Source organism: Bradyrhizobium sp. MOS001 (genome assembly GCF_004634465.1).
In the GTDB taxonomy this organism is placed as follows: Bacteria; Pseudomonadota; Alphaproteobacteria; order Rhizobiales; family Xanthobacteraceae; genus Bradyrhizobium; species Bradyrhizobium barranii.
Genome location: NZ_SPVJ01000001.1, coordinates 698,630 through 712,659, shown reverse-complemented (window position 1 = coordinate 712,659; position 14,030 = coordinate 698,630). Strand labels below are relative to the sequence as shown.

General features: G+C 63.6%; 14 protein-coding genes and 2 pseudogenes. 11 read left to right on the top strand and 5 right to left on the bottom strand.

All coding sequences use genetic code 11. The features are described 5' to 3' along the window. Nucleotides 1–331 precede the first annotated feature (331 nt). The gene (locus CT676_RS03400) at nt 332–607 is read left to right on the top strand and encodes a hypothetical protein (protein WP_167767920.1); all 276 of its coding nucleotides are present in this window, start codon (nt 332–334) and stop codon (nt 605–607) included. 108 nt (nt 608–715) lie between these two features. Here CT676_RS03400 and CT676_RS03395 read toward each other — a convergent pair whose 3' ends face one another. Continuing rightward, on the bottom strand, nt 716–1,342 hold the full coding sequence (locus CT676_RS03395) for a LysR family transcriptional regulator (protein WP_135213845.1): 627 nt from the start codon (nt 1,340–1,342) through the stop codon (nt 716–718). A gap of 20 nt (nt 1,343–1,362) precedes the next feature. On the opposite strand from CT676_RS03395, the gene CT676_RS03390 reads away from it, so the two are divergent. From CT676_RS03390 to CT676_RS03375, 4 genes and pseudogenes are all read left to right on the top strand, one after another. After that, the gene (locus tag CT676_RS03390; RefSeq protein WP_244623056.1) at nt 1,363–2,340 is read left to right on the top strand and encodes a VOC family protein; all 978 of its coding nucleotides are present in this window, start codon (nt 1,363–1,365) and stop codon (nt 2,338–2,340) included. 1 nt (nt 2,341) lies between these two features. Continuing rightward, nucleotides 2,342–2,728: a RidA family protein gene (locus CT676_RS03385; protein ID WP_135213844.1), complete on the top strand. Its 387-nt coding sequence runs from the start codon at nt 2,342–2,344 to the stop codon at nt 2,726–2,728. A 41-nt stretch (nt 2,729–2,769) separates the two neighbouring features. Then, nucleotides 2,770–3,126 (top strand): annotated as a pseudogene (locus CT676_RS03380) (hypothetical protein); the annotation flags it as partial. Continuing rightward, nucleotides 3,126–3,569: pseudogene (locus CT676_RS03375) on the top strand (zinc-binding dehydrogenase); the annotation flags it as partial. The pseudogenes CT676_RS03380 and CT676_RS03375, both read left to right, overlap by 1 nt. Before the next feature lie 249 nt (nt 3,570–3,818). On the opposite strand, the gene CT676_RS03370 reads toward CT676_RS03375, so the two are convergent. The 4 genes from CT676_RS03370 to CT676_RS03355 form a co-directional block, all read right to left on the bottom strand. Next, a complete protein-coding gene (locus CT676_RS03370; RefSeq protein WP_135213843.1) occupies nt 3,819–4,847 on the bottom strand; it encodes an ABC transporter permease in 1,029 nt (342 codons plus the stop codon). Nucleotides 4,848–4,859: 12 nt separating this feature from the next. Then, nucleotides 4,860–6,362, bottom strand: a complete 1,503-nt coding sequence (locus CT676_RS03365; RefSeq protein ID WP_135213842.1) for a sugar ABC transporter ATP-binding protein — start codon at nt 6,360–6,362, stop codon at nt 4,860–4,862. Nucleotides 6,363–6,368: 6 nt separating this feature from the next. Next, nucleotides 6,369–7,391 carry a sugar ABC transporter substrate-binding protein gene (locus CT676_RS03360; protein WP_135213841.1) on the bottom strand — a complete coding sequence of 341 codons (1,023 nt, stop codon included), beginning with the start codon at nt 7,389–7,391 and terminating at the stop codon, nt 6,369–6,371. 139 nt (nt 7,392–7,530) lie between these two features. Beyond that, nucleotides 7,531–7,935, bottom strand: a complete 405-nt coding sequence (locus tag CT676_RS03355; RefSeq protein ID WP_166096975.1) for a globin — start codon at nt 7,933–7,935, stop codon at nt 7,531–7,533. Between the two features lie 497 nt (nt 7,936–8,432). On the opposite strand from CT676_RS03355, the gene CT676_RS03350 reads away from it, so the two are divergent. The 6 genes from CT676_RS03350 (at nt 8,433) to CT676_RS03325 (ending at nt 14,013) form a co-directional block, all read left to right on the top strand. Then, complete coding sequence (locus CT676_RS03350; RefSeq protein WP_175618088.1) at nt 8,433–8,807, top strand: DUF2946 domain-containing protein; 375 nt, start codon at nt 8,433–8,435, stop codon at nt 8,805–8,807. Nucleotides 8,808–8,891: 84 nt separating this feature from the next. Beyond that, entirely contained in the window at nt 8,892–11,297 is a 2,406-nt protein-coding gene (locus tag CT676_RS03345; RefSeq protein ID WP_135213839.1) for a TonB-dependent receptor, read from the top strand. A 26-nt stretch (nt 11,298–11,323) separates the two neighbouring features. After that, on the top strand, nt 11,324–12,535 hold the full coding sequence (locus CT676_RS03340; RefSeq protein WP_135213838.1) for a sialidase family protein: 1,212 nt from the start codon (nt 11,324–11,326) through the stop codon (nt 12,533–12,535). Further along, nucleotides 12,532–13,029: a TlpA disulfide reductase family protein gene (locus tag CT676_RS03335; RefSeq protein ID WP_135213837.1), complete on the top strand. Its 498-nt coding sequence runs from the start codon at nt 12,532–12,534 to the stop codon at nt 13,027–13,029. Before CT676_RS03340 ends, CT676_RS03335 begins: the two co-directional genes overlap by 4 nt. 28 nt (nt 13,030–13,057) lie before the next feature. After that, nucleotides 13,058–13,579: a copper chaperone PCu(A)C gene (locus CT676_RS03330; protein WP_135213836.1), complete on the top strand. Its 522-nt coding sequence runs from the start codon at nt 13,058–13,060 to the stop codon at nt 13,577–13,579. Next, the gene (locus CT676_RS03325; RefSeq protein ID WP_071913414.1) at nt 13,579–14,013 is read left to right on the top strand and encodes a hypothetical protein; all 435 of its coding nucleotides are present in this window, start codon (nt 13,579–13,581) and stop codon (nt 14,011–14,013) included. Before CT676_RS03330 ends, CT676_RS03325 begins: the two co-directional genes overlap by 1 nt. Nucleotides 14,014–14,030 lie beyond the last annotated feature (17 nt).

Here is a 14,030-nt window from a genome sequence, read left to right as displayed (position 1 = left end):
AATGAGAACGCACGCGCGCTGATATCCATGATGGCCCGGAGCAAATGCTCCAATCAAAGGCCGGATACATTGATGCAAGACCACTCACCACCTGATCGACGAACCTCTTGCTACGCACGGCCGGACCATACATTGGGTCATGAACGACAAAGCTTGAACTGAGCACAATAGGTCTGCTTTCGGGCAAATTGCTACCAATCCGCGCTCGTTGTCCTGACAATGAGTGCAGCTAGCGCGCTACGGCGCGGAAGGCCCGGCGCGGACAACACCGGTGTTTCTGCTACAGTGCGATGTTCGAACTTGCGGGGCGGCTGCTTCAAGGGTTGAAATCATGCACAGAGCATCTGGATCATTACTACTTGCCTTCGTTTTTATTCTATTTGCTCCGCAAGTGCGGGCGCAGCAGATTCCGGCCGAAACCGTTCAGGGAATGCTTGCGGCCCAGATACGCACGCAAGGCTTCACTTGCGAAAAGCCACTCGGCGCAAAGAAGAACACGAAGGCGTCTCGACCTGATCGCGACGTTTGGGTTCTTAGATGCAGCAACGCCATGTATAAGATCACGCGGGTTCCCGATATGGCGGCGAAGGTCGAACCGCTGCCGTGAGCTCGGTGGTCTCTACGGGACCAGCGCCATGATGGACTTGTGCCGGTGTTTTGCCCGACGTCTCAAACGTCCTAGCGGCGAGGGCTCAAGCCATGCCTCACGGTCGCCTTAGCTTCCGCTGATGCCGACCAGACGCGGGCGGCGGTTTGCGAGCGGGTTCTCGGCTGGCAGGGCGCGCAGCCAGTCGCGGAAGCTGACGATCTCGGGGCAATCCGCGGTGCCTTCAGGCGCGATCAGCCAATCACCGAGGCCTGATCCCTCATTGACCCGGTCGCAGCGATAGCCCGGATAGCGGCCGAGACCGCGGGCGATCAGCAGCTCGACCTTGCCCTCGACCAACTCGTGCAGGCCGGCCGGCTGCAGCACCCGCAAACCGATCTCCGCATGCGCGCTGCGAAACTCCGCCAATTCGAGCCGGCGCAGGTCGAAGCTGCCATGGACCCCCAACTGCAGCAGCACCGCGCCCGCCGGCTTCAATTGCGAGGTCGCCTCCGCAATGTGGCGAAAACCTTCGGAGACCCCGGGCAGATAGGCCTGACCGGCCGCGGTGAGAATGAGCTGCTTATGCAGCCGCTCGAACAGCTGCACGCCGAGGCGTGCCTCCAGCGCCTTCACCTGCTGTCCCACGGCGGCAGGTGTCACGTGCAGCTCGTGCGCGGCCAGCTTGAAGCTGAGATGCCGGGCGGCGGCCTCAAAAGCGCGGAGCGCGTTGAGCGGGGGAAGGGCGTAGGTCATCGCACCGCAGTTTGACACCGATGGGCCTTGGCCTTGCAATAGATTTTCTTGCGCTGAACCGCAGCAACAATGCTTTGATCGGCGCCGTCATCGCCGGATACGGTCGGCCCGCAATCCGGAGACCCCCCATGCCCCGTCGTTTAGATCATCTCGTCATTTGCGTCCGCGATCTGGAACAGGCCGCGCTGGATTGGCAGCGGCTCGGCTTCAACCTCACGCCGACCGGTGTGCATCCGTTCGGAACCAGCAACCGCCTGGCGCAGTTCGCCGACAATTTTCTGGAGTTGCTGGCCGTCACCGACAATGCGTTGGTGCCGCCAGCCACGCCGGGCCATTTCAGCTTCGCGGCCCACAACCGCGATTTTCTTGCGACCGCCGAGGGAATGTCGATGCTGGTCTTGCACAGCACCGACGCCCATGCCGATGCAGTGCGTTTTAGGGCCGACCGCATCGGCGACTATGCGCCGTTCGATTTCGGCCGCGACGCGGTGCTCCCGGGCGGAGGCACGGCGCGCGTCGCGTTTTCGCTGGCCTTTGCCACCGATCCCGCCATGCCCGGGATCGCGTTCTTCACCTGCCAGCAGCGTCACCCGCCGGAACTGTTCTGGAAGGCGCAGTATCAGCGTCATCCCAACGGCGCGCTCCGCGTGGTCGAGGTGGTGATGTCGGCGGCGGAGCCGGCGGCGCATCGCGATTTCCTCGAGCGCCTCACGGAAGGCACGGCCGAGCTTGCGCCGGGGCGGCTGACGATTGGTGAGCGCGGCAATCATATCACCTTGCTTGGCCCGTCCGAGCTGGCGCGCCGGTTACCGGGCCTCGCGAACAGCGCTTCGCCGCGCTTTTGCGCGGCGCGTCTGGCGGTCGCTGATCTGGATGCGACAGGGCGAACACTGAAACACAACGGCGTCGGCTTCGCGATGACCGGTGCCGTGCTGTTGGTGCCACCCGCCACCGCGCATGGTCTGGCGCTCGAATTCGTCGAACAGGAGGCAAACTGACATGGCTCACATCGTCAACCACAATCCCGCAACGGTCCATCCTCCCGCCGGCGGTTACAGCATGGGACTTGAATTGACGCAGCATCGCCGCCTGTTGTTCGTCAGCGGCCAGGTGCCCGAGAAAACCGACGGCACCGTGCCCGAAGGTTTCGAGGCGCAATGCGCGCAGGCCTGGCGCAACGTGATCGAGGTGCTCGCCGCCGCGGGGCTTGGCGTCGAGCATCTGGTCAAGGTCACCACGTTCCTGACTGACCGGACTCAAGTCGTGACCAACCGCACCATTCGCAGCAAGGCGCTCGGCGAGCATCGACCGGCGCTGACGGTCGTGGTCGTCGAGACCGTTGACAGCAAATGGCTGCTGGAGATCGAGGCGATCGCCGCGGAATGAAGCCGGCTTCGCCAACCTTGCAATGAGCCGTCAGGTGTCCAATGGCTGAGATGATCCATCCCTTCTACCAGACGCATCGGAACGCAATGGAGGCCGCCATGCGCGAGCGGCTCGACCTTGCCGAAGCGATGCTGCGCGAGCGCACTGATCTCACCGACATCGACGGGATCAGGCGGGAGGTGATGGACGAATTCGAGATTGTCCTCACCCAGATGCCCTATGTCGGCGGCGCGGCAAGCCGCATGAGCGATTTCTTCATGCGCCTCATGGGTTTTATGGCCATCAGCCGGGTGCTGCGCCGACATGGCGTGCCGGTACCTGTGATTGGCGAGATCGAGCGAGACACCTACAAGGCGCAATTGCTGACTGCGCCCGAGGCGGAGCGTCTCGCCTCGGGTTCACGCGGGTCCTGCCGGGCGGGTTCGACGTTATCGTCGACGGCGTTGGCGAAGACGGCTATCGCCGCTCATACGCGGCGCTCAAGCCAGGCGGCCTGCTCTGTGCCATCGGTTTCTCGGCGAGCGTGCAAGCGCAGCGTCGCATGCTCCCTATCGTGATGGAGATCGCGCGCCTTTACCTGTGGAGATTGTTGCCCGGCGGCAAGCGGGCCCGGTTCTACTCGGTAAATGCCATGCGGGCGCGACATCCCACCTGGTTCAAGGAGGACTTGGAGCGGCTGTTCGGGCTTTTGGCCACGGGTGCCATCCGGCCGCGCATCGCCGAGCGGATCTCCTTCGACGAGGTCGCCGATGCTCACCGTCGCCTCGAGACTGGTGGCCTCGAGGGCAAGCTCGTGCTGTGCCCGGACCTCTCGTCGCGACACAACCAGCGCGCCGCCTGAGACGGCGCTCCAGACATGTATCCGCGGGTAGATTCCTGGATTGCTTCGCTGCGCTCGCAATGACGGAGTTTGGGTCGCGGTCCTGAGCCCATCGGCCTTAAAGGCACGGCGCCATGACGACGTTGTGCTCCTGTTTTGCCCGACGTGTCAAACCTCTCTGCGACAAAGACTCAAGCCAATCGAAACCGGATTCTTCAATGATTTGTACTGTGCATGGGGTTGTTTTCGCGTTTTTGTTTTGAGGGCTGCCTACTCCGCCGCTTTTTCCCTGAGCCGCTGCGCGTAGACGTTGATGACCAGCGCCGCCAGCAGGATCAGGCCGCGGATCAGGATCTTCAGGAAGCTGTCGATGTTGACGTGGTCGAGGCCGTTATTGAGGACGCCGAGAACGAAGAGCCCGACGATGGTGTTGCCGATGCCGCCGCGGCCGCCGAACAGGCTGGTACCGCCGACGACGACGGCGGCGATGGAGTCGAGTAGATAAGTGTCGAACTCGTTCTGCTGCGCGCTGCCGAAATGGGCGACGCCGAGCATGCCGCCGATGCCCGAGCACACCGCCGAGATCACCATGACGGCGCCGAGGATGAGCTTGACGTTGAGGCCGGAATATTCGGCCGCTTCGCGGTTGCCGCCGACCATGTAGACGTAGCGGCCGAAGCGCGTGTAGGTCAGCACCAGATGGCCGCCAAGCAGCATGATGGCCGCGACGATGACGATCCAGGGGATGCCGCCGATCGAGCCCGAGCCGAGCGTGGTGATCAGGCCGGGCACCTTGTAGGCGATCTGGCCGCGCACCAGCAGCGCCGAGACGCCGGCCGCGATCTGCATCATCGCCAGCGTCATGATGAAGGAGGGGATACCGATCACGGTCAGGCCGAGCGCGTTGACGAGGCCGAGCAGCGCGCAGAGCAGGATCGACAGGATGATCGCGACCGCGCCGGGCAGGGGGATGTTGGCGATGTTGACGTAGGATTCCTGCAGCGTGAAGTAGGCGACCGCGATGCCGGTGACGTTGGCGATGCTGGCGACCGAGAGGTCGATCTCGGCGCAGAGGATCACGAAGGTGAGGCCGACCGCGATGATGCCGGTCACCGACACCTGCGTCAGGATGTTGCCGAGATTGTCCAACGTCGCGAAGGAGGGGCTGGCAAAGGCGAAGAAGGCGGAGAGGAAGATCAGGGTGAGGAACGGCGCGATGTTGCGCATCTGCGAGCGCAGGAAGGGCGCAACGCCGCGCGGCCGCTGACCTGCCGCCAAAGCCGTCTCACTGCTCGCCATGGTGCTTCTCCGTCACGCCGCTTCCAGCAGGCGGTCCTTGCTGACCGGCTCGTTCTTGAATTCCCGCACCAATGCGCCGCGCTTGAGCACGAGGATGCGGTCGGCCAGCGACAGCACCGTTTCGGGCTCGGTCGACAGCACGATGACCGCAAGCCCCTTGGCGCGGAGATCGCGGACGATGTTGATGACGTCGTTCTTGGCGCCGACATCCATGCCGCGGGTCGGCTCGCACAGCACCAGCAGCTTCGGCGGATAGGTCAGCCATTTTGCCAGCGCGACCTTCTGCTGATTGCCGCCGGAGAGCATACCGAGATCGAGGCCGACCACAGGCGGCCTGATCTGCAGCTGCTCGACCTGGCGCTTGGCGATGTCGCGCTCCTGGGCCGGCTTGAGCAGCAGCGACGAGATGCGGTCGAGAATGCTGATCGAGATGTTCTTGTAGACCGGCTCCTGGTGAAACAGCATGGCGCGCCGGCTCTCCGGCACCAAAGCTACGCCGGCGCGCCGGGCCGCCGCCGTGCTGGCGAAGGTTTTTGGCTTGCCCTCGACGGCGAGCGTGCCGCCGTCCGGCTTCAGCTTGCCGAACAGGATGCGCGACAGCTCCTGCTGGCCGCAGCCCATGAACCCGTAGATGCCGAGCACCTCGCCGGCGCGCGCCTCGAAGGAGATGTCCTTCAGACTGCGGGCCAGAGACAATTGGTCGACCTTCAGGACCACGGAGCTGTCGCTCGGCCGTGGCAGCATGAGGTCATCGGTGTAGCTGTGCTCGAGCGCTTCGCCGCCGCGGCCGATCATGGCCTCGATCAGCGCGCCCTTGCTGGTCGCAGCCGCCGCGGTCTCGGCGACCTTCCGGCCGTTGCGGAACACGGTCACCGTGTCGGACACAAGCAGGATGTCCTCGATGAAATGCGAGATGAAGACGATTGCAGTGCCTTCCTCGCGCAGCCGCCGCAGCGTCGCGAACAGCCGCTCGACTTCGGGCGGGGAGAGGGCGGAGGTCGGCTCGTCCAGGATGATGATGCGGGCGCCGGAGAACAGCACCCGGGCGATCTCGATCAGCTGCTGGAGCCCGATCGGGAGGTCGCCGAGCCTGGACATCGGATCGACGTCGATGCCGAAGCGGGCGAGCTGCTCGCCGGCCTCGCGCGCCATGCGCCGCCATTGCACGAGGCCGAACCGGTTGGTCGGCTGATTGCCCAGGAACACGTTCTCGGCGACCGTGAGATCGGGTGCGACGCTCAGCTCCTGATGTACCATGGCGATCCCGGCCGCGTGCGCATCGCGGGCGGAGCGGAAATGCGTCTCCTTCCCGTCGATCAGGAAGCGGCCGGAGAATTCGCTGTGCACGCCGGCGATGATCTTCATCAGCGTGCTTTTGCCGGCGCCGTTCTCGCCGACGAGACCGTGGATCTCGCCGGGTGAGAGCGCGAAGTCGACACCACGAAGCGCCTCGACGCCGCCGAAGCTCTTCGTGATGCCTTGCAGTTCCAGGATGGGCGAACGAACCTCAGGCATGGAGGCTCAGATCAGGAAGTGATCCTGCATCCACTGCATCCCGGCGGCGTTGGCCTTGGTCACGACCGGGCCGTCGGTGACGACGTTCTTGGGAATGCCCTGTCCGCTCTTCTCGCCGCCGACCACGGCGGAAACGCCCGCGATGATCGCGCCGCCATGGATGCGGCAGGACGGATTGCGCACGGTCGCGTACATGCGGCCTTCGCTCACCGCCTGGATCGCCGGTGGCATCGCATCGACGCCGCCGATCAGGATGTTGGTGCGGTTGCGCGCCTTCATGATGTTGGCGGCGGCGAGCGCCATGTCGTCATTGTGGAAGAACGCCGCGTCGATCTGCGGATATTTGGTCAGATAGGTTTCCCACAGCCGCGCGGTTTTCGACACGTCCCAGTCGGCGGGTTGGGTGTCGAGCACCTCGATGTTCGGGAACTGCTTGACGACGGTGTTGAAGCCCTTCGCCCGGCCTTGCGCGCCGGTATGGCCGAGCGCGCCTTGCGTCATGATGATCTTGCCTTTGCCGCCCATGGCGTTGCACAGCGCCTGCGTCACCGAGGCGCCCATGAACTCGTTGTCGGGGGCGAGGAAAGAGTGGACGTTGATCTGATCGAGCGGCGCGATCAGCGTGTCCATGTCGATCACCGGCGTGCCGGCATCGATCATCTTCTGCACGGGCTGGGTGAGGGTGCCGATACCGAAGGCCTGGATCGCGACGAAGTCCCACTTTTGCGAGGCCATGTTGTCGATCGCCGCGCGCTGCTTCACCGCATCGAGCTGGCCATCGAACCAGGTCACCTCGACATTGAACAGCTTGCCCCAGAATTCCGCCGCCTGCTTGCCCTGGGCGCACCAGGTGGCCTGGAGGCCCGCATTGGAGAAGGCCGCCTTCAGCGGCTTCTCGGATCGTCCGACCTCGGCTGCAAGGGCGGGGTTTATGCCCATGCTGCCGAGAAGGGCAGTCGCGGCGCCGGCGGTCGCCGCCGCCTGAAGAAGATCGCGCCTCGTCGTCGAGAAATCTTTCGTCCCGGACATCGCTCGCTCCCATAAAATTTTCGTCGGCGCGTCATTGATTGCGCGACCGATGTCCGAAAGTCTCTCACAAGAGTTCCTGCCACTCAATCTGCAATCGATCGCGAGATCGCCGCAGCTCGTGTTGGTGCAGCGCAAAGCGTCAGGCCGGAATAGTGGCGAAGGCGTCGATCTCGACGAGCAGCTGGTCCCAGGCCTGCGCGATTTCCGGCGACCACTCGTCGCCGAGCAGGTCGCGCAGCGCATCCCTGATGACGGCGAAGAACGCGATGAACAGGTCGCGCGGGGTGCCGTAGCCATCGTGCGAGGCGACCTCGCAAGCGATCAGCCTGAAATGGCCCCGACGCTCACCGGCGAAGTCGAGGATTGCCTCGATCGTCAGCGCAAGCATCGATCCCATCACCAGCTCGCTGCCCTGCGAGCGGAACATGGTCTGCGTTTCGGGATGCTGTTCGAACAGCCGCTGGTAGACGAGTGGCGTGAGATCCGCGCAACGCGAGGCCGCGAGTTCGAAGCTGTTTTCGATTGGATTAGAGGGAGCGCTCATCGGCATCGAAGCCATGCGGGCAAAAGAGCCTTGCGGGCAAAAAAAGAGCGGGGCCCTAGCCCCGCTCGAAAATTGTGTCGACCCTATTATCCCCGATTCTAAGATTTGCTCTTGATTGACGGGGCGACGCTGCGTTTTGCGCGCCAGGGGCTCCTCCCGAGACTTGGACCACCAGACTTCGACCTCGCGGCCAGCCTGAGCAAGAGGGATGCTAGATCAACTTTTCTCACTTGTCATCATTTTCGGCAACGATTGTTCAAAATTAGAGCAGCTGACGAAATGATCGGGCTGTTCACCCCGTAACTGTATGACAAATATAAGAAATCTGTGGACGGGGCGGGTTGCCGGACTGCCTCAAATGCCGGACGTCCCATCCCGTGGGGCGGCAGGAGCACAGTTTTCGAGAAATTTGCGCTGCGCCAAGAAGCCGGCGGAACTGACCTCGACTCAGGTCTCGGCGAGGTGTTTAGTTCGTAGGCGAACGAATGGCTCGGCGGATGCGCGCACGGCTGCAAAAATTCCTACCCCTGGTCCTGCTCGCTTTGGCGATGCAGGTGCTGGCGCCGATTGCCGCCTGTCTGGCGGCCGGCCAGGCCGTGGCCGATCCGTTGTCTGCCGGCGTCATCTGCCACAGCGCCAGCGAGCAGGGCGGTCTGGACGACCAGACCGGCGCGCCGACCGCACATGGCGCCGCGTGCGCGCTGTGCTGCCTGGCGCAAGCAGGCGCATCGCTCGATTCGCCGCCGCACGTTGCGCTCGCCATTCCCTTCCGCCACGCCGCGCGCGTGGTGTGGCATGCGGCGGATGTATCCGCCGTCGCGATCCATAAGGGCACAAGCGCCCAGGCGCGCGCACCACCTCAATTTTCCTGACGACCCCCGTGATTGCCGCGGTCCGTCCGCTGGCGATCGATGCTGTCGAAGGGCCGGAGAGAAAGCCGGCGTCAGGAATGCCCCATGTTACGTTGTCATGCCCGCCGTGGCGTGAGCGTCGTCGCGGTCCAGGCCGCGCTGCTTGCGTCGTCGAGCGGAGTCTTTGCCCAAAGCACCAACTCGGAGCTGCCGGCGGTTACCGTTGAGGCGCCGCAGACTGGCCGTGCCAAACCAGTCACCCGGCCTTCGCGGCCGCGATCCGCTTCGGCCGGCCGCGCAGCGAGGCCCGTTACGCCGAGTGCGAGCGTCGGCGCGTCGGCCCCAAACCGGGCCGTGACGGCCAGCGCTGCGCGAGCCGGTCTCAATCAGGCGCCAACCGGCCAGACCGAGACGACCATCTATCGCAGCCAGTTCGACAACCGGCCGGCGGTTACCGTGGCCGACGTGCTGCGCGAGAGCCCCGGCATATCGGTGAAGCAGGGCAACGGACCCCGCGATATCGGCATCTCGATCCGCGGCTCCAACGCCCGCAATGGCTTCGGCATCCGCAATCTCGTGATCTTCGACGACGGTTTTCCGGTGACGCAGCCGGACGGCCTGTCGCGCAGTGACCTGATCGATCCGCGGGCCTACAGTGCGATCGATGTGATCCGCGGCCCGTCGTCGGCGCTCTACGGCAACTATGCCACCGGCGGCGCGCTCAATTTCCGCACCCGCCCGGGCGGCTCGATCGATGGCGCCGAATATGGCGTCGATGGCGGCAGCTACGGCTATCTCAACAATTATCTCGCGGCCGGCAAAAAGGTCGGGAACTTCGAGGGCTCGCTGTTCGCAAGCGACACGCGAGGCGACGGCTATATCGGCAATAGCTGGTTCAATACGCAGACCGTCAACTTCCTCGGCACACTCAAGGCGACGCCGGACGATCGTTTCACGGTCAAGATCATCAACAACGACCTCAGCGCGCGGCTGCCGATCCGGCAGTCGCTGAACCAGTACTATCAAAATCCCTTCCAGCAGGGCTGCGCGACCGGCGTCGCGGCCGCGCCCGGATGCGGCACGGTCACACTGTTCAACAACGGCTTCAATGCAACCGCTGGAACCGACAAGGAGACGGCCGTGCAGGCCGGGCTTGGCCGCAACGACCGCCGCACCATCGTCGGCGGCCGCTGGGAGCACGATTTCGACAACACCACGACCTGGCGCAACCAGTTCGTGTTCGACGACAGGAACATCAATCAGCCGACCGGCACGACCAGCGCGATCGGAGATTTTCCCTCGTACAATTTCATGAGCGACGTCACCAAGCGGGGCGAGATTCTCGGCCTGGAATCGACCACGTTCTTCGGTGCCTTCTACAACACCCTGACGGCCTCGAGCGACACGCGGAACGTCATGCCGGGGGGCAATGCCACACTCGGCAGTCTGTCGAGCAATCTTTATAGCCAGACGACCAATTACGGCGTTCGCGCGCGGGAAGAGCTCAAGCTGACGACATCCTTGACGGTTGTCGCAGGCATCGGCTGGGAAACTACCGTTCTCAAGGGGATCAACACTGCGTATGCGTACGCTGGCCCCACTGGCATTACCACGACGACGCTGACGACCGCGGACAGGCAATTCCAGAACACTGCGCCTGAACTAGCGTTGCTCTATACGGTGAACAACGAGTGGGTGCTCAGGGGGCGGGTTGCTACGGGGTACGGCACTCCGCAGGTTTCGAACCTGTTTGTCCTGCCGAGTGGGCTGTCGGGCAACAATACCCAGCTCCAGGCTCAGAAAAATCTGGGCTACGACCTCGGTTTCGACTGGACACCGAACAACACGCTCAAAGTCAGCGCGACGGGCTTCTACGAGTTCTTCCGCGACGAACTTGTATCGCAGGCAACACCTGTCAATTCACCTAACCCGAGCTACACGTTCAACGCGCCGCGCTCGGAGCATCGCGGCATCGAGCTTGCGGCCGATTGGAAGTTCTATCCGGGCTGGAGGTTCATGGCGGCGTACACCTACCTCGACGAGGTCTATACCGAGTATGTCGAGAACATCACCAATGGCGCAGTGTTCAGCTTCAACCGGGCCGGCAACAAGATCCCCGGCATTTCGCCCAACGAGCTGACAGCCCGCGTTGGCTACGACGAGTTTGCGGGGCCACTGGCAGGTCTCGGTGGCTTTGTTGAGGTCCAGTGGAAGGACTCCTTCTACATGGACAATGCAAATCTGTTGAAGGCGCCGGGTTATGAGCTGGTCAATCTGAACGTCCACTACAAGACCGATCTGGTGTCCGACACTTTCAGATCCCTGAACCTGTTCCTCGAAGTCAGGAATGTTTTCGACCGCACCTACGTCGCGTCGGCAAACAACATCGCCAATACGGTGACGGCGGCCGGCCTTCAAAATCCTGCGAGCGTGCTCGCAAACACGACGGGATCGATCTACGCGGGCTCGCCGCGCCTGTTCGTTGCGGGTATGAAGGTGGCATTCAGATGATCCGGGCTCTCGAAGGGAATAGGGCCATGGTCCGAAGTGGCTTGCTTGGGATAGTCGCTCTTGCATTCCTGCAAGGGGCGGCGCTCGCGCAGATGCACGGCCAACATGCCTCCGAAGCGGCGTGCGAGGAGCCGACGCTGCGCTGCGCAACCAAGGTGACGCCCGCATTCGGACCGGACGGAACGCTGTGGCTGGCCTGGATGGCGGGCGGGCAGGTGTCGGTTGCGAGTTCGCCGGATGCGGGGCGCAGTTTCTCGGCGCCCACCCAGGTCACGACGAAGCGGCTGAACCTTGATTGGGGACCGGATGCGCGGCCTAAGATCGTGGTCGACCGCAAGGGCGGCATCGCGCTCGCATTTTCGATCTTCAGGGATGAGGCCTTCAACGGACAGGTGCTCTACACGCGATCCAGCGACGGCGGGAAGAGCTTTGCGGAGCTGAGGCCCATCACCGCCAACAATGAGAGCCAGCGCTTTGAGGCGCTGGCGCTCGATCAGGACGGAACGGTCTTTGCGGCATGGCTGGACAAGCGCAATCGCGTTCCCGCGAAGGAGGCGGGACGGAGGTACGAGGGAGCGGGGCTGTTCTTCGCCTCGTCGCGCGATGGCGGCGCCACCTACGCGGAGGCGAAGCTTGCGCGTGACAACACTTGCGAATGCTGCCGGTTGGGGCTGACATTCGCGGCGCGCGGGCGGCCGGCCGTGATCTTCAGAAATATCTTCGAGGGCGGCGTGCGCGATCACGCGGTCATGACCTTCGCCGACGTCTCGACTCCGGGGGAAATCCATCGGGTCAGCAATGACGACTGGCAGATCAACGCCTGCCCGCATCACGGACCGAGCCTCACCGTTGCGCCGAACGGGACCTATCACGTCGCCTGGTACACGAACGGCAAGGCGCGCAAGGGACTGTTCTACGCCCACTCGCGCGACGAAGGCCGCACCTTCTCTGCACCCATGGCGCTGGGGCAGCCGGGCCGCAATCCGACGCGTCCTTACGTGCTCGCAAGTGCTGTGGGAACGGTGATGGTCTGGAAGGAGTTCGACGGCGAGAAGACCTCGGTCCAGATGATGATTTCCCGCGACGATGGCGAAAGCTGGTCGCCGCCGAAGACGATATCGAGCACGACCGACACATCCGATCATCCCTTGCTCGTTTCCAATGGCCAACAGGTCTATTTGTCATGGATGACGAAGGCGGACGGCTATCGGCTCACAGCAATCGAGGACCAGCCATGAGACGTCGATTTGCAGGCATTCTGGGTCTGGGTCTCCTGATCGCGTCAACGGCTACGCTGGGAGCAGCGCCGGCCCTGAAACCGTTCGAGCGCGGCACCTGGCAAGGCGTCGTTAGGGGGCATGCGGGCCGCCCGACGCTCGTGCATTTCTGGGGCGTGACCTGCGGGCCCTGCAAGGTCGAGCTGCCGCTGCTCGGGCAGTTTGCGAAGGACCATCCCGGGATCGACGTGGTCACGATCAGCGCCGATCTCGTGCCGAACTTGCCGGCGGCAACGCAGTCGATGCTTGACAAGGCGGGGTTGTCGTCGACCGAGAACTTCATCTTCAACGACGGTTTTGTCGAGCGTTTGAGGTTCGAGATCGACCCCACCTGGCAGGGCGACATTCCCCGGACCATGCTCATCTCCCGGGACGGGACAATCACGACGATCGAAGGCTCGGCCGAGATGGCCGATCTCGAAAAATGGTCGGGCCAACAGCTCGCCACACACTGAAATTCAATCTGCAAACGGGAATACCGATATGAAGACCATGTTCAAAGATCTGCTGCTCGCGGCGTTCGCTCTCGCGCTCTGCGCAGCACCAGCGGCGGCCGAGGACGTCAAGGCCGGCGATCTCGTCATCTCGCAGGCCTGGAGCCGGGCGACGCCGGGCGGCGCCAAGGTCGCCGGCGGCTATCTCACCATCGAGAACAAGGGGACAACGGCGGACAGGCTGGTCAGCGTTTCCGCCGACATCGCGGGGAAGACCGAGGTTCATGAGATGGCGATGGACAACGGTGTGATGAAGATGCGTCCGCTCGACAAGGGGCTCGTGATCGATGCCGGCAAGACGGTGAAGCTCGCGCCCGGCGGCAATCATCTGATGCTCCAGGAGCTGAAGGGTCCGTTCAAGCAGGGTGACAAGGTACCGGTGACGCTGGAGTTCGAGAAGGCCGGCAAGGTCGCCGTCTCCCTCGACGTCCAGGGCGTCGGTGCGCAGGCGCCCGGCGACGGCGGGCACATGATGAAGAAAATGCCGGATCATTCGGGAATGAAGATGTGATGAAACAGATCAAGTCTCCGATGACCTCGCCTCGAAATTTCGCGGGCCTTGCGCTCGCGATGGCTGCCTTGCTGTCGGTTGCCGCGACACCGCTTGCGGCGGCGACGGACGACGACAGCTTCTTCACGCACCTGCACACCGAGAAGGCGATGGCCAACGTCACGGTCTCGCCGGGGCGCGCCGGCCCGGTCGAGATCGCCATCCAGCTCGAAACCACGGACGAGACGCCGCTCGCGGCGAGAGCCGTGTCGGTGACGCTCGTGGACACGCAGTCCGGGCGGAAGCTCGCGCCGGTCGAGGCTTCGCGCGACGGCGAGGACAGCTGGCACGTGAAGGTCGCGCAATTGACGCCCGGACGCTGGATGCTGGGTCTCGGAATTTCGATCTCCGAGGCCGATCATGTCAGTGTGGAATCGCCGATCCTGATCAAGTGACGATGTCGAAGGGACCA

Bases quoted from the DNA above. Each gene is read 5' to 3' on its own strand.
- CT676_RS03400 (WP_167767920.1), top strand. From the start codon at position 332: ATGCACAGAGCATCTGGATCATTACTACTTGCCTTCGTTTTTATTCTA.
- CT676_RS03395 (WP_135213845.1), bottom strand. From the start codon at position 1,342: ATGACCTACGCCCTTCCCCCGCTCAACGCGCTCCGCGCTTTTGAGGCC.
- CT676_RS03390 (WP_244623056.1), top strand. From the start codon at position 1,363: ATGGGCCTTGGCCTTGCAATAGATTTTCTTGCGCTGAACCGCAGCAAC.
- CT676_RS03385 (WP_135213844.1), top strand. From the start codon at position 2,342: ATGGCTCACATCGTCAACCACAATCCCGCAACGGTCCATCCTCCCGCC.
- CT676_RS03370 (WP_135213843.1), bottom strand. From the start codon at position 4,847: ATGGCGAGCAGTGAGACGGCTTTGGCGGCAGGTCAGCGGCCGCGCGGC.
- CT676_RS03365 (WP_135213842.1), bottom strand. From the start codon at position 6,362: ATGCCTGAGGTTCGTTCGCCCATCCTGGAACTGCAAGGCATCACGAAG.
- CT676_RS03360 (WP_135213841.1), bottom strand. From the start codon at position 7,391: ATGTCCGGGACGAAAGATTTCTCGACGACGAGGCGCGATCTTCTTCAG.
- CT676_RS03355 (WP_166096975.1), bottom strand. From the start codon at position 7,935: ATGAGCGCTCCCTCTAATCCAATCGAAAACAGCTTCGAACTCGCGGCC.
- CT676_RS03350 (WP_175618088.1), top strand. From the start codon at position 8,433: ATGCGCGCACGGCTGCAAAAATTCCTACCCCTGGTCCTGCTCGCTTTG.
- CT676_RS03345 (WP_135213839.1), top strand. From the start codon at position 8,892: ATGTTACGTTGTCATGCCCGCCGTGGCGTGAGCGTCGTCGCGGTCCAG.
- CT676_RS03340 (WP_135213838.1), top strand. From the start codon at position 11,324: ATGGTCCGAAGTGGCTTGCTTGGGATAGTCGCTCTTGCATTCCTGCAA.
- CT676_RS03335 (WP_135213837.1), top strand. From the start codon at position 12,532: ATGAGACGTCGATTTGCAGGCATTCTGGGTCTGGGTCTCCTGATCGCG.
- CT676_RS03330 (WP_135213836.1), top strand. From the start codon at position 13,058: ATGAAGACCATGTTCAAAGATCTGCTGCTCGCGGCGTTCGCTCTCGCG.
- CT676_RS03325 (WP_071913414.1), top strand. From the start codon at position 13,579: ATGAAACAGATCAAGTCTCCGATGACCTCGCCTCGAAATTTCGCGGGC.